Here is a 16,047-nt window from a genome sequence, read left to right as displayed (position 1 = left end):
AGGCCCCGTTTTGACGAGGCCTCTTTGCATTGTTGACTGCCGACTGGCTCAGCGTTCGGCGAGCGCCGGTTCGCCCTGCCGCTCGCGGATCAAATTGGCGAAACGGCGGAAAAGGTAGTGCGAGTCCTGCGGGCCGGGCGACGCCTCGGGATGGTGCTGGACCGAAAACACCGGGCGGCCGGTCAGCGCGATGCCGCAATTGGTGCCGTCAAACAGCGAGACGTGGGTCTCTTCGACGCCTTCCGGCAGCGACCCGGCATCGACCGCGAAGCCGTGGTTCATCGACACGATCTCGACCTTGCCGGTGGTGTGGTCCTTGACCGGGTGGTTGGCGCCATGGTGGCCCTGATGCATCTTTGCCGTCTTGCCGCCAAGGGCCAGCGCCAGCATCTGGTGGCCGAGGCAGATGCCGAACACCGGCAGCTCGGTCTTGAGCAGGTCCTTGATGACAGGCACCGAATACTCGCCCGTTGCTGCCGGATCGCCGGGGCCGTTGGACAGGAAGATGCCATCGGGCTTCATCGCCAGGATGTCGTCGGCCGAGGTCTTGGCCGGAACGACCGTCACCTTGGCGCCGAGGCCGGCGAGCAGGCGCAAGATGTTGCGCTTGACGCCATAGTCGATGGCAACGACGTGCATGGTTTCTTCAGCACGCTCGCCATAACCCTCGTTCCAGACCCAGGGCGTCTCGGTCCAGGACGAGGATTGGCCCGAGGTGACTTCCTTGGCGAGGTCGAGGCCGACGAGACCGGACCAGGCGCGGGCCTGGGCCTTGAGCTTGTCGATGTCGAACTTGCCGTCGGGCGCATGCGCGATGACGGCGTTGGGCATGCCCTTTTCGCGGATAAGTGCTGTCAGCGCACGGGTGTCGACGCCCGACATGGCGACGATGCCGCGCCGCTTCAGCCACTGGTCGAGATGACCGGCGGCGCGATAGCTCGACGGGTTGGTGACGTCGGCCTTGAACACCGCACCGACCGCGCCGAAGCGGGCCGCTGGGTTCAGGTCCTCGATGTCTTCATCATTGGTGCCGATGTTGCCGATATGCGGGAAGGTGAAGGTGACGATCTGGCTGGCATAGGAAGGGTCGGTGAGGACCTCCTGGTAGCCGGTCAGCGCTGTGTTGAAGCAGACTTCGGCGACGGCACTGCCGGTGGCGCCCAGGCCTCGGCCGGTAATCACCGTCCCGTCGGCCAGAACCAGAACGGCGGTCGGCACTTCGGTTGCCCAGGGGGCGGTCTCTGCGGCCATGGCGATGCTCCTGCGTAACTAGGCCGCGACTTGAAAAATGGCTCGCAAGGGGCCATATCGCGCAGCGAAAAGCACGGACGACCACCGTCAGGCGGGCCCCGTGCACAAAACAAACAAGTCCTTGCAAGGCGCGGACAATAGGCGAAGGCCGGCATATGGTCAATGACTGGGCCGGGATTCGTGGCTAATTATTTTTCCTAGCAAAAACAGGAAGTTGGCCATTGTCATTCGGTTTGCCACTGTGGCAGGTCGGCGCTATTGTTTGCGACACGTTCAGGAGTAACGGCCATGCGCGAGACACTCGCCGAGGCACTGAAGACTGCATTGAAGACCGGCGACAAGCGCCGCACCTCGACGCTCAGGCTGATCCAGGCTGCCATCCAGGATCGCGATATCGCCCATCGCGGTGCCGGCAAGGACCCGGTCACCGATGAGGAAATCCTGCAGATCCTGACCAAGATGGTGAAGCAGCGCCAGGAATCGGCCAAGGCCTTCGAGGAAGGCTCGCGGCTGGAGCTTGCCGCCCAGGAGCGCGACGAGATCGTCATCATCAGCGACTTCCTGCCCAGGCAGATGGAGGAAGGTGCGGTGCGCGACGCCGCCCAGAAGGTGATCGCGGATGTCGGTGCCGATGGCCTGCGCGACATGGGCCGCTGCATGAACGCGCTCAAGGAGCGCTATCCCGGCCAGATGGATTTTGGCAAGGCGAGCGGCATCGTCAAGGACCTGCTGCAGTAGGCTCTTGTCGGCTCAGGCCAAATGAGCAAAAGACGCCCCGGCTGGCTTCAGCTTGGGGCGTTTTCTTTGGCGGTGTTCCGATGCCGGCAGGCGCTGGCGTGCGATCGCCGCGTGAAAGCGGGTGCCGTGGATCAGGGCTTCGTCATTGAAATCGAAGGACGCATTGTGCAGCGGCGCCGAGGCTTCGCCATTGCCGATATAGGCGAAGCAGCCGGGTACATGGTCGAGGAAGCGGGCGAAATCTTCCGAGGCGGTGACGATCTCGCCCTTGCCGTTGACCGCGCCCGTGGCAAACACCGAAGCGGCGGCTTCGACCGCGGCGGCCGTAGCCTCCGTGTCGTTGATCAGGGGCACGAATTCCCTGCTGTAGGCGACCTCAGCCGTGCAGTTGTGGGTCAGTGCCGTGCCTTCGGCGATGATGCGCATCTGCTTTTCGATCTCGGCGCTGACCTCGGGGCGGAAGCTTCTGGCATCGCCGAGAATGCGGGCGAAGCCGGGTAGGGCGTTGCGGGTGCCGTCCGTGATGAGTTCTGTCACCGAAACCACCGATATGTCGGCCGGGCTGAGCCGGCGCGAAACGATGGTCTGCAGGTTGGTGACGACGGCGCAGGCGGCGACCAGCACTTCGCGGCCAAGATGCGGGCGGGCGGCGTGGCCGCCCAGGCCGCGCAGCACGATCTCGAAATTGTCCTCCGCCGACATGATCGGGCCGGCCCGCGTCTCGAAATGGCCGACCGGCAGGCCGGGCATGTTGTGCAGGCCATAGATCTCGTCGAAGGGAAAGCGCGCCATCAGGCCGTCGTCGAGCATGGCGAGCGCGCCCTTGCCCCACTCCTCGGCCGGCTGGAAGATGAAGCGCACGGTGCCGTCGAAGCCGCCCTCGCTCGCGAGCAGCTTTGCTGCTCCCAAGAGCATCGTGGTGTGGCCGTCATGGCCGCAAGCATGCATGACGCCGGGATTTTGCGAGGCGTGGTCGTGGCTCGCCTGCTCGGTGATGCGCAGCGCGTCCATGTCGGCCCTGAGTGCCACGGCGCGGTTGCCGCTGCCGCGGCGCAGGGTGCCGACGACGCCGGTCCCGCCGATGCCCTCGACCACCTCGTCGAGGCCGAAGGTCCTGAGTTGGGCAGCCACAAAGGCGCTTGTGCGCTTTTCCTCGAAGCCGAACTCGGGATGGGCGTGCAGGTCGCGCCGCCAGGCGGTCATCTCGGCGACGAGGTCTTTCTGGTCGAGCGCGGCCATTTTTGCTGATCCCTGGTTTGGAGGGTGCAGCGTCGCCCGGATTGGCGGTGGCAGGCAAGGCTTGTCGGTGGGGCCAGGAATGGGGGTTCCTTCTGCCACAGCGAAGACGAACTGCGCAGCTTAGCTCGCCTTGAGGCGCGAACCACGAAGCAAGCCCTGTTCCTCGAGCACGGGATAGGCCATCGAGGCGAGCATCGAGTTGATCTGCTTGAGGTCGCGGATGGTATCGAGGTGGATCGAGCTCGTCTCGACGCTCTTGATGGTGCCGTCGCGCAGGCGCAGGAAGTGGCTCTGGCTGGTCTGCTTCTCGACATCGCGCAGCCTGTCCTTTTCGAGCACGAGCTGGCGGGCGGTGTTGGCGTCGCGGGAGACCAGCACGTTGAAGGCAAGGCGCGCATTAGCCATGACCGAGGCATGGAAAGAGGTCAGCTCGCGCCAGCCCTCTGGGGTGAATTCGAGGCCGCGATCGAGCTTCTTTTGCACATGAGCGAGCATGTTGCGCACGATGATGTCGCCGACCTGCTCGAGTTTGACGCAGGCGCCGAGCAGTTCCTGGCAACGCAGCGCCTCGTCCTCGGTCATCGGCCGGATCGTCGCCTTGGCGAGGTAGAGCTTGATCGCCGCATGCTTGCGGTCGACCCGGTCGTCGAGCGAGGCAAGTGCCTTGATCTTGTCGGCGTCGGGCTTCTCGTAGAGCTCGATGATGCGCTGGAGCATGATCTCGACTGTTTCGCAGACGCGCACGGTTTCGCGCGTCGCGTTGGCAAGCGCCTGCGACGGCGTGTCGAGGGCGGCTTCATTGAGCGCGCTGAGTTCGGCGATCGCCATCTCCTTGGCCGGATCGGTCTTGGTGCCCAGCGCCACGATCTTCTCCGAGGCGCTGTAGACGAGCTTGGCGAGCGGAATGCCGGCCACCAGGATGATGCAGTTGAACAGGATGTGGGCGTTGATGATCTGGTCGGGGCCGGTCGAGCCGAGGAAGGCGGTCGAGGGCTTGGTCCACAGGAATGCCACCAGCATGACCAGCGAGCCGGCGCCGCGCATCAGAAGATTGCCGATGGGCACGACACGCACGCCGGGTTCGGCGTTGCGGGTAAGCAAGGGCGCGATGATCGAGCTGCCGAGGTTGACGCCAAGCACCAAAACGATGCCGAGCTCTGGCGGAACGAAACCGCGGCCGGCAAGCGTGACGATCAAAAGCACGGCGGCGATCGAGGAGTGGAACAGCCAGGTGACGATGGCCGCAAGCAGGTAGGCGGTAATGGGGTCGCCGGCGAAATAGTCGATGATGACTGGCAGAAGCTTGCTTTCGCGCAGCGGCTCGGAGGCCTGGCCGACCATTTCGAGCGACAGCACGAGCAGGCCGATGCCGACAAGGATGCGACCGGTCTGCTGCCAGCTGCGCCGGTCGGTGGCCAGGAACATCGTCGTGCCGGCGACGAGGCACAGCGGAACCAGCAGCGACAGGTCGAAGCTCAGGATCTTGATGACCAGCGCCGAGCCGATTTCGGCGCCACGCACGGCAAGCTGGCCGGCGATGCCGCTGACGATGCCGGCGCCGGCGAAGGAGCCGACGAGCAAGGTGACGGCGGTCGAGCTCTGGAAGGCGATGGCAAGCGCGGTACCGGCGAGCACGGCGAGGATCGGGTTGCGCATGGTGTTGCGCAGCTTGTGGCGCAAAACGTCGCCATAGGCGCGCTCGACGCCGGTGCGCACCATGCGGGTGGCAAACAACAGCAGGGCGACAGCACCTGCGAGGTGTAGCAGGACGACCGAGCCGCTCATCGCGAGCACCCGATGGGCCTGCATCCAGGGGCGGTCGAGGAGGCGGCCGCGGCGGTTCGGGCGCGGATGCGAATCACTGTCATAAGCATGCCATTTAGATTAGCCGGATAATATTTTTCGTCCATAGTGCACACGTGTGCATAGGATCGCAAGATGCGATCGTCGATATAGTGATACGCGCGGCTTCGATTCCGGTTCCACAGCGACCGGCGGAGGGCGCAATCTGGATGTTTTCGCGGGCAAGGGCTGTGAACAGCGGGTATGGCGGCGATTAGGGTTAGTGTCCGACGAGGCGAGCGCCTATATCAGGATGAAACAAGCAGGACCCGATGCGCTTTTCCGACGGATTTTTGAGCGAGATACGCGACCGCGTGCCGATTTCGGCCGTGATTGGCCAACGCGTGACCTGGGACCGCAAGAAGACCAACACCCAGCGCGGTGATTTCTGGGCTTGCTGCCCGTTCCACGGCGAAAAATCGCCGTCGTTTCACTGCGAGGACCGCAAGGGCCGCTATCACTGCTTCGGCTGCGGCGTCACCGGCGATCATTTCCGCTTCCTGACCGAACTCGACGGCATGACCTTCCCCGAGGCGGTCGAGCGTATCGCCGAGATGGCCGGCGTGCCGATGCCGGCGCGCGATGCCCAGGAAGAGCAGCGCGAACGCGAACGTGCCTCGTTGCACGACGTCATGGAGCTGGCGACCACGTTCTTCGAGGACTGCCTGCAGACATCGGATGGAGCGCGTGCGCGTGCCTATCTGCGCGACCGTGGCCTGGCGCAGACGACGCAGCAGCAGTTCCGGCTCGGCTTCGCGCCCGACAGCCGCAACGCGCTCAAGGAATTCCTCGCCTCCAAGGGCATCGAGAAGGCGCAGATGGAGGCTTGCGGGCTGACCGTCTTCGAGGACGTTCCGGTTTCCTACGACCGCTTCCGCGACCGCATCATGTTTCCGATTCCGGATTCACGCGGCCGCATCATCGCCTTTGGCGGACGTGCGATGTCGGCCGAGATCTCGGCCAAGTACCTGAATTCGCCGGAGACCGAACTCTTCCACAAGGGCAACGTGCTCTACAACTTCGCCCGGGCCCGCAAGGCGCTGCAGAAGGGCGGGGCGGTGATCGCCGTCGAAGGCTACATGGACGTGATCGCGCTGGCCCAGGCCGGTTTTGAAAACGTGGTTGCGCCGCTCGGAACCGCGCTGACGGAAAACCAGCTTAGCCTGCTGTGGCGCATGTCGGGCGAGCCGGTGCTGTGTTTCGACGGCGACAAGGCCGGCCTCAAGGCCGCCTATCGTGCCGCCGACCTGGCGCTGCCGCTGGTGGCGCCCGGACATACGGCGCGCTTCGCGCTGTTGCCCGAGGGCAAGGACCCCGACGACCTGGTCAAGGCGGAAGGACCGGAGGCGTTCCGCACCGTGCTCAACGCGGCGCGGCCTTTGTCCGATCTGATCTGGATGCGTGAGACGTCGGGCGGGGTGTTCGACACGCCGGAGCGTCGCGCCGAGCTTGAAAAGACGTTGCGCGAGCTGACCAGCAGGATCAAGGACGAGAGCGTCCGTTATCACTACCAGCAGGAAATGCGCGAACGGGTGCTGAGTTTCTTCGGCAACCAGCGCGGCCGCCAGCAAGGGCAGGGCGGCGGCAAGGGCTCGTACAACAAGGGCTCATTCAACAAGGGCGGCGGTGAGCGCGGCCAATGGAACAAGGGGGGGGCAGGTGCCGCAGCCGGCCGGCTCGCAGTGTCGGACAGCCTGACGCGTTCGGCGATGGTCAAGCGTACCGCCGGCATCATGCCGCTGCGCGAAGCGGCCCTCGTTGTGGCGCTGGTCAATCACCCCTCGCTGATCGATGAGAATTTCGAGCATGTCGAGCGGCTCGACCTCAGCCATGGCGAACTCAAGCAGCTGCATTCGGTGCTGATCGACGCGATGGCGCATGGCGAGGCCAACACACGCGAGGCGGTGGTGGCGGCGATCGAGCGTGCTTCATGCGCCGAGATGTGGGAGCGTGCCGTGACGCTGGCGCGGCGCGCCCGGCAATGGACGGCGTTCGAAGACGCGGCGATCGAGGACGCCCGCGACGCCTTCGCACAGACGTTGCACTTGCACCGCAGCGCCCGCACCTTACATAAGGAGCTGAAACAGGCCGAAGTTGCGCTGGCTACAGATCCTACCGACGAAAACTACCGACATCTGGTGGAAGTTCAGGCGCAGTTTCACGACGTGCAGGCCACCGAAGCGCTTATCGAAGGCTTCGGGGTGTCTTCGGGCCGAAGCGGGCGTAACTGACGCTGCGGACCGAATATCCCGCAATTGATTCGCTTTTTTGGCGCGAATCATGCGAGAGGCGCTTGACCTTCCGCCGGAATGACGGAATCAGGTCGATTCGAAAAAGTTAACCGGCGGCCAGGTCGCCAGTCGTGTCGATGGCCTGAAATGCGGATTGGGACACTTGTCACTGGACAGGAAGATATTCCGCCACAGATATCACGGTTAATCTGGACTTAACACAGGTGCAGCTACTGGCAGTTCAGGCGCAGGTTCGATGAGCGCATCTGATTTGCACTGTCCAAGAGTTTAAGCGGCTGACGGGCCGCCTGGAGAAAGCGAAGAATGGCGACAAAAGAAAAGGAAGAGGTCGAGACCGAACGCGAAGGCGCCCCAGACGGACCTTTGCTCGACCTTTCCGATGACGCTGTCAAGAAGATGATCAAAGTCGCGAAGAAGCGCGGCTATGTCACCATGGACGAGCTCAACGCGGTGCTTCCGTCGGAGGAAGTGACCTCCGAACAGATCGAAGACACCATGGCGATGCTCTCCGACATGGGCATCAATGTGGTCGAGGACGACGAGCAGGGCGAGGAAGCCGAGGCCGCCGAAGGCGATGCCGAGGAAGATGCCAACGAACTTGCCGAGCAGACCGGCACGGCCGTTGCCGCGACCACGACCAAAAAAGAGCCGACAGACCGCACCGACGATCCGGTGCGCATGTATCTGCGCGAAATGGGCTCGGTGGAGCTTCTGTCGCGTGAAGGCGAAATCGCCATCGCCAAGCGCATCGAAGCCGGCCGCGAGACGATGATTGCCGGCCTGTGCGAAAGCCCGCTGACCTTCCAGGCCATCATCATCTGGCGCGACGAGCTCAACGAAGCCAAGATCCTGCTGCGCGAGATCATCGATCTCGAAGCGACCTATGCCGGCCCCGAGGCCAAGCAGGCGCCGATCGTCGAGCGCGTCGAAGAAGACGCCAAGGCCAAGGAAGAGCCAAAGGGCGGCCGCCGCCGCGGTGGCGACGAAGAAGACGACATCACCAATGTGGGTGGCGACACCCGTGGCGAGGATGACGAGGAAGACGAAGACGAGGCAAGCCTGTCGCTGGCTGCCATGGAAGCGGAACTGCGTCCGCAGGTCATGGAAACCCTCGACGTCATCGCTGACACCTACAAGAAGCTGCGCAAGCTGCAGGACCAACAGGTCGAGAACCGCCTTGCTGCCGCCGGCACGCTGTCGCCGAGCCAGGACCGCCGCCTCAAGGAGCTGAAGGACCAGCTCGTCAAGGCCGTGAAGTCGCTGTCGCTCAACAACGCCCGTATCGAGGCACTTGTCGAGCAGCTCTACGACATCAACAAGCGCCTGGTGCAGAACGAAGGCAAGCTGCTGCGTCTCGCCGAAAGCTATGGCGTGCGCCGCGAGGAGTTCCTGAAGGAATATCAGGGTTCCGAGCTCGACCCGAACTGGACCCGTTCGATCGCCAACCTGTCCAGCCGCGGCTGGAAGGAGTTCACCAAGAACGAGAAGGATACGATCCGCGACCTGCGCGCCGAGATCCAGAACCTCGCCACCGAAACGGCGATCTCGATCCTGGAATTCCGCAAGATCGTCAACCAGGTCCAGAAGGGTGAGCGCGAAGCCGCTATCGCCAAGAAGGAAATGGTCGAGGCCAACCTGCGTCTCGTGATTTCGATCGCCAAGAAGTACACCAACCGCGGCCTGCAGTTCCTGGACCTGATCCAGGAAGGCAACATCGGCCTGATGAAGGCCGTCGACAAGTTCGAGTACCGCCGCGGCTACAAGTTCTCGACCTATGCGACATGGTGGATCAGGCAGGCGATCACGCGTTCGATCGCCGACCAGGCCCGCACTATCCGCATTCCGGTGCACATGATCGAAACGATCAACAAGATCGTGAGAACATCGCGCCAGATGCTGCACGAGATCGGCCGCGAGCCGACGCCGGAAGAACTGGCCGAAAAGCTCGCCATGCCGCTCGAAAAAGTGCGCAAGGTGCTGAAGATCGCCAAGGAGCCGATCTCGCTCGAAACGCCAGTCGGCGACGAGGAGGATTCGCACCTCGGCGACTTCATCGAAGACAAGATGGCAATCCTGCCGATCGATGCGGCGATCCAGGCGAACCTGCGCGAGACCACCACGCGCGTGCTCGCCTCGCTGACCCCGCGTGAAGAACGCGTGCTGCGCATGCGCTTCGGCATCGGCATGAACACCGACCACACGCTGGAAGAAGTCGGCCAGCAGTTCTCGGTGACACGCGAACGTATCCGCCAGATCGAGGCGAAGGCGCTGCGCAAGCTCAAGCACCCAAGCCGCTCGCGCAAGCTCAGAAGCTTCCTCGACAGCTGAGGTTGGAACGAAAACAAAAAAGCCCGGGCATGTCCCGGGCTTTTTTGTTTGAGGGCCTAATCTTCCGGGTCGCCGGCGACAAGATTGTATTCGGCCCATTTGGTCTCGGGAATTGTCTCGCCGACGCTGAACGTGAAGGCAGTGACAGCGCCGTCGGTGACAGCGCAGGTGAATTTCACGCCGTACCAGCGTCGGGCGGACCGGAACGCTGCGCCATCCGCCTGGATCGAGTTGCTGTCCATTCTGAGGTTGCTGGTTGCGTAGGGGACCACGAGATCGGGGCGGAGTTCGGCTTTCCAGCGACGGATCTGTTCCATGGCCTCGATGTTGCACAACTGGATTGTGCGTTCGCTTGGGGCAAAGGTGGCGAGCGCCGCCCTGGCGCGACGGCTGCGCGGGTCGGCAAGCAGCTTCGCGGCGTAGAAACTGTGGGCCTCGACCATGGCGGGGCGCTGCGCCGCCGGCGCCTCGGGCCTTGGCATGACCGCAGTGCTGCGGGCAGGTGCCAGCGCTGCCGCAGGAGCGTCCGGCTGGCGCGGCAATGGGATGTCAGCTGGCTCGGGCCGGGGCGCGACCAGTTCGATCGGCACCACGTCTTCGGCCGGCAATTTGAACGGCTGCGGCCTGGGAGACAGCACGATGGCCGCCAGCAGCAAGGCATGCAATGCGAGCGAGGCGGGCCAGCTGGGATTCAGTTTCGCGGCAGGCGTCATGCAACCGGGTTCTTCTGATGCAGCCCGTTGGTTCGCCTGTCACTGTGGCGCCATTGCGGCGCCGGGTATCGGATCGGTGCACGACGCAATCGTAGGTGAAGCAGCTCCTGTACCGTGGAGGAACAGGCGAAAAAGCCCGGGCATGTCCCGAGCCTTTCCTTGGTGCCGCGCCTGCCTAGTTGCGCTTGCGCCTGTAGACGTAGACGACTGCCGGGGGCAGGTTGCGCCAGACACGGGGCGAGCGCGTGAACTCCAGGCCGAGGCTGTCGGCAACGCTCCTGCGCAGCGGCGAAAACAGCCCATAGGTGAACTGGATGTAGACGCCGTCGGGTCCGAGCCGCGAGAATGCGGCGGTAAGGATCGCCTGCTGCTGGGCCGCCGACATCGACAGCAGCGGCAGGCCTGAGACGACGGCATCGACCTGTTGCGGCCCGTGATACGCCAGTGCCTCGGCAGGTTCGTAGAAGACCGTCACGTCGGGATGGCGGTCGCGCAGCATGCGGCAGAAGACCGGGTTGACCTCGTAGAGGAAGAGTTCGCCCGGGTCGATGCCGAGCTTTAGGATTTCACGGGTGATGTTGCCGGTGCCGGGCCCGAATTCGGCGACCCGCCGCGCCCAGCGCGGGAGCTGGCCTGCCATCAGTTGGCACAGCGTCGGCGAGGAGGGGGCAAGGGCGGATACCTGACGGGGCCTGCGCAACAGCTGGGCTGCAAACGCATTGAATTCGGTCATGATTTTGGTTCCTGGCTGGGAGATGTGCGGTCAGCGGTCGCGCATGATGCGGTAGGCAAGCTCTGGCGAAAGCCGGTGCACGATGCGCAGCAGCTTCGTCTTTTCGATCCAGATCTCGTCGAGGCCGCGTTCGACACCGGCAATCAGGTCGGCGGCCGCGCGTACCGGCGGGTACTTCCTGAACGAGCCGGCGCGCGACAGCGTGGTGTCGACCAGCGTCATGACAGCTTCGCTGACCTGGATCGGCAGCTTCGACGCCCGGCACTGGTCACGCAGCGAGCGGGTGAAGCTGCGCAGGGCGGCCTTGCTGGCGCAGTAGACGGCGGCCTCGCGCTTTGGCGCGATGGCGAGCCCGGAGGTGATGTTGACGATGGCTGGGGCGGGGTGGGCGGACAGCACGGGCAGCATCGCGACCGACAGCTGCAGCGGTGCAGTCAGGTTGACCGTAATCTCGGCTGAAATAGCGGCGAGCCGTGCCGGGCTGTCCACCGTCAGGTCGGTGTGATGCATGATCGCTGCGTTGTTGATCAGGACGCTGCATTCTGGGCGCGTTTCGCGTACCCATTGTGACAGGGCCCTGGCACTGCCCGGGGTGCCGAGGTCGGCCTGCATGATGGTGACCGAACCATGGAACTGCATCGCCAACGCATCCAGCGATGCCGCGTCGCGTCCGATCGCAATGACGTGCGCCCCCTTGGAGACCAATTGGCGAGATAGTTCCAGGCCGATGCCGCGCGCGCCGCCGGTGACGAGCACCGTCTTGTTGTTGAAGTCGAAACTGTGGCGCATTCCCTGACCCGGTCGGCTTGCCTGTTGACCCGTGCTCGGGTGGAGGGAATATTGCGAATATTCGCTCGCCCCTCTACTCGCATCCGAGAACCCCTTTGAAATCCAGGCTGAACCCCCGCAAGACACCGCGGCAAGAGCGCAGCGCGGTCACTTGTGCCGCGATCCTGGAGGCGGCTGCTCGCATTTTGGAGACGTCGGGCAGCCAGGGACTCACCACCAATCATGTCGCTGCCCTGGCCGGCGTTTCTGTCGGCACGCTCTATCAGTACTTCCCGGCGAAGGAGGCGATACTGGCGGCGCTGGTCCGCCAGCGGCAGGACATGCTGGCCGATTTCACGGCTGCTGCGCGCGAGGCCGAAGGCAAGGATCTTGCCCACGCGGTCGATGCGATGGTGGCTGCGAGCATGCGCCATCATCTCAGGCGGCCGGCATTGGCGCAGGCGCTGGAGCGCGAGGAGCTCGAGCTCAAGCTCGACAAAGAGACGCTGGCGCTGAAGGCCGACATGCGCGACCTCGTCGTTGGCGTACTGCGCGACCACGGCATCGAACAGCCGGAGCGAACGGCCTTCGACCTGATGTCGTTGTCGCGGGGCATCGTCGATGCCGCCGTCCAGGCTGGCGAGCGTGATTTCGACGACCTCAAGGCGCGAATGCGCCGGGCAGTCGCCGGCTATCTCGGTATCGCTGCCTAGAGCTGCTTCTGCTGTTCTAGCTGCTCTTCGTCGGGTCGCCGGCCTCGGCGTTCAGCCGCACCGCTTCCCGGACCAACTTTTCAGCGCGTGTGATGTCGACCGTATCGCCTTCGCGAAAAGTCATTGTGGCGAGCTCGTACTTGCCGCTGGCCTTCAGCCGTGGCTCGATGCCGCGCAGCCGCTTGCCGCGCCAGAAGCCGAACAGCACGCGGGCGTCTTCCGCGCGGATAAGCAGCACCGGGCCGTTGGAAAAGCAGACGATGTGGCCCCATTTGATGCGCACCTCAGGATCGCCGCCGGCACGGACGGCGGTGCGCAAGGCCGCGACGATGTCGCGGCGCCAGCCATCGAGCGCTTCGACATAGGCGTGCGGGCTTTCGGCTGGAACTTCCTTGCGCATCATCCGGCTGTCCTCCCCGTGCCGGGAAGCTATCCCGATCGTGTCGCCCGCGCCATGCTGCCAGCGTTCAGGCCTGGCTGCCGCCGCGCCCCAGCGCGGGGCCGACATAGCGGGCACGCGGGCGGATCAACACCCCAGAGGTCAGCTGTTCGATGGCATGGGCGACCCAGCCGGTGGAACGCGCGATGGCGAAAAACGCCGTTTCGTAACCGATAGGCAGCCCGAACATGCGTACCATCACCGCCAGCGCATAGTCGATGTTGGGGTGCAGGCCGGTGGCTTCGGTGATCAGAGCCGGCGCCTCGACGGCCAGGCGCCTGTCGGCCCCGGCCCCGGCCAGGGCTGCAAGCAGGCTGTCGGCGCGCGGGTCGCCGTCGCGGTAGACGGTGTGGCCGAAGCCGGGGATGCGGTCGCCGATTGCGACGCGCTCACGGATGTTGGCGGCGACGTCGGTGGCGGCGAAATCGGCCACCATATGCGCGGCCAGCGGTCCGGCCCCGCCATGCCTGGGGCCTTTCAGCGCGACCAGGCCTGATATCAACGCGTCGTAGATATTGATCCCGGTGGAGGCTGCGCAGCGCACCGTCCAGGTCGACGGGTTGAGCTCGTGGTCGGCGAGCAGCACGAGTGCGCGGCGGAAGATCGCCTCGGCATGCGGATTGTCGGGTGCCCAGGCGCCGGCGACCTGCAGATGGACCGGGGCGGGCGAGGGGTTGGTGCCGAGGATGCCGGAAGTGAGCAATCGGACGGCCCGCGCCCCTACCTCGACGCGGCCCTGGCGCGAGCGGTTGAAGGCGCGTGAATCGTTGCCGCCGGCCAGCGCCAGCATGGCGATGGCGCGGGGAATGGGCGCTTCGCCAGCTGTGACCGAAGCCACCGCGCGCATGGTGTCGCTGACGACAGGCATGTTTGTGGCGGCGAAGGGATCGGCATCGTTCATGTCCCACAACAAAGTCGCTGCCTGCTCCAGCGTCGCGTGTTCGGCCAGCGCCACCGCCTGGACACCGCGATAGACCGAGCCTTCGCTTGTTATGGTCGAGATGGCGGAGTCGAGAACCGGCGCCTCGGTTTCGCCGGCACTAGCCGGGCCCGCAGGTGCGCGCCGCGCCAGGAGTGCGCGGACGTCGTCGGCGCGGTAGCGCCGGGCGCGGGCGTCGTCGGATGGTTCGGAACGGATCAGGCCTCGGCTGACATAGGCATAAAGTGTAGCCGGCGAGACGGCGAGCTCGCCTGCGGCCTCGCGAGCGGAGAGGTAGAGCGGTTCGGAGGCTTTTTTCATATTGATCAAGCTAATCAAGATTGATCAATATGAAAAGAGCCGCATCTTTCTGCAGTGCAGCAAGGAGCAAGCCCATGACACTTCATCAGACCACCGCCGGACTGGACGGCGTGACCGCGGCCATGACCGCGCTTTCCCATGTCGACGGCGAGGGCGGGGAACTGATCATTGCCGGCAGCCGCGTCGCGCAACTGGCCGCCGAGACGGATTTCGAAGGCGCCGCCGCGCGGCTGCTTTCGGCTGCGGGCAAACAGACCGACGCCAGCGAGTTGCGGGCGAAGCTTGGTGAAGCACGTCGGCGTGCCTTTGCGCGGCTGGACAAAATTCTGCCGGCGACGGAGGCCCTCGCACTCGGCGCAGGCTTCCGCGCGGCCATCGCGGCGATCGACCGGGAAGAAGGGCTCGACGACGAGGTCATGCTTCTGGGCGCGATGCCGGTGTTGGCGGCGGCACTGGCGCGCAGTGCGGAAGGCCTTGCACCGGTGGCGCCCGATGCCAGGCTCGGCCAGGCCGCCGACATGCTGCGGATGATGCGCGGCCAAGCTGCGAGCGACGCGGAAGCCGCCGCACTCGACGCCTATCTGGTGACGGTCAGCGACCATGGCATGAATGCCTCGACCTTCGCCGCGCGTGTCGTCGCTTCGACCCAGGCCGACCTGTTCATGGCGGTGACCGCTGGCTATTGCGCGCTGTCGGGCCCGCTGCATGGCGGAGCACCTGCCCCGGTGCTCGACATGCTGGAAGCAATCGGCAAGGCCGACAACATAGCACCGTGGATCGACGCGGCACTGGCGCGCGGCGAGCGGCTGATGGGCTTTGGCCACCGCATCTACAAGGTGCGCGATCCACGCGCCGATGTGCTGAAGCGGTCGGTGGGCACGCTGGGCTCCGAAGGCATGGATCTTGGCCTCGCCGCCGAGGTCGAAGGTTATGCCCGCGAGGCACTGGCCCGCGCCAAGCCTGGCCGGCGTCTCGACACCAATGTCGAGTTCTACACCGCGATCCTGCTCGGCGCGCTCGACATTCCGCGCGAGGCGTTCACGCCGGTCTTTGCTGTCGGCCGCACGGCCGGCTGGGTCGCGCATGCGCTGGAACAGCAGCGCACCGGCCGCCTGCTGCGTCCGGCCTCGGTCTATACCGGGCCGATGCCCGCCTGAGGCGGCCGGCACGAGCACTTCCGAAAAGCCCGGGCCCGAGCCCGGGCTTTTTCATTGGCAATTGCCTTTGCCTGGAGCAACTCTAGTTGCAGCGATTGGAGAGCAAGCTTGAAGGGAGGGCGCGATGCGGCGGTTTGTGGCAAGCTCGGCGGGACTGGCGGCGATGTCGCTGGTGATGATGGGGGCTGCGGCGGCACCGGCGCAAAAGCCCATCGGCATGGCCAATCCGGCCTCGGTGCACTGCGGCAACATCGGCGGCAAGCTCGAGATCCGCAAGGATGGGGCCGGCAACGAGACCGGCTACTGCCGCATGCCCGACGGCAGCATCTGCGAGGAGTGGGCGCTGTTCCGCGACCAGAAATGCGTGGCGCCGAAGGAGTGACCTAGATGTCGAAGCTATGAAGGTTGTTCATTCGAGGAGGGACTGAGAAGCTGGGGTTGCGAAGCCAACCAACCTTCAGTGGGGCTCCTCGAATGAACGTCCATAAGAATGCGCGTCTGACGCCTTCAGGTCGAGTGCTTTTGGTGCAACGGATTGAACAGGGCTGGAGCGTGCGGTGTGCTGCCGGTTCGGCCGGGGTTTCGGAACGGACGGCCCATCGCTGGCTCGGCCGCTACCGGGCCGGCGACCGGG

Annotated in this window: 15 protein-coding genes; 7 read left to right on the top strand and 8 right to left on the bottom strand. The window is 64.8% G+C overall.

Annotation, left to right across the window (positions count from 1 at the left end; genetic code table 11):
• Positions 1–48: 48 nt before the first annotated feature.
• Positions 49–1,251 (bottom strand): glutamine-hydrolyzing carbamoyl-phosphate synthase small subunit, encoded by a 1,203-nt coding sequence (carA, locus tag IHE39_RS25805; RefSeq protein ID WP_192568506.1) that lies wholly within the window; start codon positions 1,249–1,251, stop codon positions 49–51.
• Positions 1,252–1,539: 288 nt separating this feature from the next.
• On the opposite strand from carA, the gene IHE39_RS25800 reads away from it, so the two are divergent.
• Complete coding sequence (locus IHE39_RS25800) at positions 1,540–1,989, top strand: GatB/YqeY domain-containing protein (RefSeq protein ID WP_184766966.1); 450 nt, start codon at positions 1,540–1,542, stop codon at positions 1,987–1,989.
• 12 nt (positions 1,990–2,001) lie between these two features.
• Here IHE39_RS25800 and IHE39_RS25795 read toward each other — a convergent pair whose 3' ends face one another.
• The gene (locus tag IHE39_RS25795; protein ID WP_192568505.1) at positions 2,002–3,228 is read right to left on the bottom strand and encodes an amidohydrolase; all 1,227 of its coding nucleotides are present in this window, start codon (positions 3,226–3,228) and stop codon (positions 2,002–2,004) included.
• A gap of 120 nt (positions 3,229–3,348) precedes the next feature.
• Complete coding sequence (locus IHE39_RS25790) at positions 3,349–5,013, bottom strand: Na/Pi cotransporter family protein (RefSeq protein ID WP_192568504.1); 1,665 nt, start codon at positions 5,011–5,013, stop codon at positions 3,349–3,351.
• A gap of 329 nt (positions 5,014–5,342) precedes the next feature.
• On the opposite strand from IHE39_RS25790, the gene dnaG reads away from it, so the two are divergent.
• The gene (dnaG, locus tag IHE39_RS25785) at positions 5,343–7,301 is read left to right on the top strand and encodes a DNA primase (RefSeq protein WP_192568503.1); all 1,959 of its coding nucleotides are present in this window, start codon (positions 5,343–5,345) and stop codon (positions 7,299–7,301) included.
• A 324-nt stretch (positions 7,302–7,625) separates the two neighbouring features.
• Complete coding sequence (gene rpoD, locus IHE39_RS25780; RefSeq protein ID WP_184766970.1) at positions 7,626–9,650, top strand: RNA polymerase sigma factor RpoD; 2,025 nt, start codon at positions 7,626–7,628, stop codon at positions 9,648–9,650.
• Positions 9,651–9,706: 56 nt separating this feature from the next.
• On the opposite strand, the gene IHE39_RS25775 is transcribed toward rpoD, so the two are convergent.
• The 3 genes from IHE39_RS25775 to IHE39_RS25765 all read right to left on the bottom strand — a co-directional run bounded on the left by IHE39_RS25775 (position 9,707) and on the right by IHE39_RS25765 (position 11,885).
• Positions 9,707–10,363 carry a DUF930 domain-containing protein gene (locus IHE39_RS25775; RefSeq protein WP_192568502.1) on the bottom strand — a complete coding sequence of 219 codons (657 nt, stop codon included), beginning with the start codon at positions 10,361–10,363 and terminating at the stop codon, positions 9,707–9,709.
• Between the two features lie 175 nt (positions 10,364–10,538).
• Positions 10,539–11,096 (bottom strand): class I SAM-dependent methyltransferase, encoded by a 558-nt coding sequence (locus tag IHE39_RS25770; protein ID WP_192568501.1) that lies wholly within the window; start codon positions 11,094–11,096, stop codon positions 10,539–10,541.
• Positions 11,097–11,126: 30 nt separating this feature from the next.
• Positions 11,127–11,885: an SDR family oxidoreductase gene (locus IHE39_RS25765; protein ID WP_192568500.1), complete on the bottom strand. Its 759-nt coding sequence runs from the start codon at positions 11,883–11,885 to the stop codon at positions 11,127–11,129.
• A 95-nt stretch (positions 11,886–11,980) separates the two neighbouring features.
• Here IHE39_RS25765 and IHE39_RS25760 point away from each other — a divergent pair, with 95 nt between their 5' ends.
• Complete coding sequence (locus IHE39_RS25760) at positions 11,981–12,577, top strand: TetR/AcrR family transcriptional regulator (RefSeq protein ID WP_192568499.1); 597 nt, start codon at positions 11,981–11,983, stop codon at positions 12,575–12,577.
• A 16-nt stretch (positions 12,578–12,593) separates the two neighbouring features.
• Here the strand turns inward: IHE39_RS25760 and IHE39_RS25755 are convergent, their stop codons facing one another.
• The gene (locus IHE39_RS25755) at positions 12,594–12,980 is read right to left on the bottom strand and encodes a DUF1801 domain-containing protein (protein ID WP_192568498.1); all 387 of its coding nucleotides are present in this window, start codon (positions 12,978–12,980) and stop codon (positions 12,594–12,596) included.
• A gap of 64 nt (positions 12,981–13,044) precedes the next feature.
• A complete protein-coding gene (locus IHE39_RS25750) occupies positions 13,045–14,256 on the bottom strand; it encodes a citrate synthase family protein (protein WP_192568497.1) in 1,212 nt (403 codons plus the stop codon).
• A 74-nt stretch (positions 14,257–14,330) separates the two neighbouring features.
• Between IHE39_RS25750 and IHE39_RS25745 the strand changes: the two genes are divergently transcribed.
• The 3 genes from IHE39_RS25745 to IHE39_RS25735 form a co-directional block, all read left to right on the top strand.
• On the top strand, positions 14,331–15,413 hold the full coding sequence (locus tag IHE39_RS25745; RefSeq protein ID WP_192568496.1) for a citrate synthase: 1,083 nt from the start codon (positions 14,331–14,333) through the stop codon (positions 15,411–15,413).
• 124 nt (positions 15,414–15,537) lie between these two features.
• Positions 15,538–15,795 (top strand): putative hemolysin, encoded by a 258-nt coding sequence (locus tag IHE39_RS25740; RefSeq protein WP_184766977.1) that lies wholly within the window; start codon positions 15,538–15,540, stop codon positions 15,793–15,795.
• A 92-nt stretch (positions 15,796–15,887) separates the two neighbouring features.
• Positions 15,888–16,047 (top strand): leucine zipper domain-containing protein (locus IHE39_RS25735; protein ID WP_192568495.1); only part of this gene is annotated, 160 nt, incomplete at its 3' end.

The organism is Aminobacter carboxidus (assembly GCF_014863355.1).
GTDB lineage: Bacteria > Pseudomonadota > Alphaproteobacteria > Rhizobiales > Rhizobiaceae > Aminobacter > Aminobacter carboxidus.
The sequence above is the reverse complement of the archived record's forward strand: the minus strand, read 5'-3'. Positions and strand labels throughout refer to the sequence as shown.

Bases quoted from the DNA above. Each gene is read 5' to 3' on its own strand.
- IHE39_RS25770 (WP_192568501.1), bottom strand. From the start codon at position 11,096: ATGACCGAATTCAATGCGTTTGCAGCCCAGCTGTTGCGCAGGCCCCGT.
- carA (WP_192568506.1), bottom strand. From the start codon at position 1,251: ATGGCCGCAGAGACCGCCCCCTGGGCAACCGAAGTGCCGACCGCCGTT.
- IHE39_RS25745 (WP_192568496.1), top strand. From the start codon at position 14,331: ATGACACTTCATCAGACCACCGCCGGACTGGACGGCGTGACCGCGGCC.
- IHE39_RS25765 (WP_192568500.1), bottom strand. From the start codon at position 11,885: ATGCGCCACAGTTTCGACTTCAACAACAAGACGGTGCTCGTCACCGGC.
- IHE39_RS25775 (WP_192568502.1), bottom strand. From the start codon at position 10,363: ATGACGCCTGCCGCGAAACTGAATCCCAGCTGGCCCGCCTCGCTCGCA.
- IHE39_RS25755 (WP_192568498.1), bottom strand. From the start codon at position 12,980: ATGATGCGCAAGGAAGTTCCAGCCGAAAGCCCGCACGCCTATGTCGAA.
- rpoD (WP_184766970.1), top strand. From the start codon at position 7,626: ATGGCGACAAAAGAAAAGGAAGAGGTCGAGACCGAACGCGAAGGCGCC.
- IHE39_RS25795 (WP_192568505.1), bottom strand. From the start codon at position 3,228: ATGGCCGCGCTCGACCAGAAAGACCTCGTCGCCGAGATGACCGCCTGG.
- IHE39_RS25790 (WP_192568504.1), bottom strand. From the start codon at position 5,013: ATGAGCGGCTCGGTCGTCCTGCTACACCTCGCAGGTGCTGTCGCCCTG.
- dnaG (WP_192568503.1), top strand. From the start codon at position 5,343: ATGCGCTTTTCCGACGGATTTTTGAGCGAGATACGCGACCGCGTGCCG.
- IHE39_RS25740 (WP_184766977.1), top strand. From the start codon at position 15,538: ATGCGGCGGTTTGTGGCAAGCTCGGCGGGACTGGCGGCGATGTCGCTG.
- IHE39_RS25750 (WP_192568497.1), bottom strand. From the start codon at position 14,256: ATGAAAAAAGCCTCCGAACCGCTCTACCTCTCCGCTCGCGAGGCCGCA.
- IHE39_RS25800 (WP_184766966.1), top strand. From the start codon at position 1,540: ATGCGCGAGACACTCGCCGAGGCACTGAAGACTGCATTGAAGACCGGC.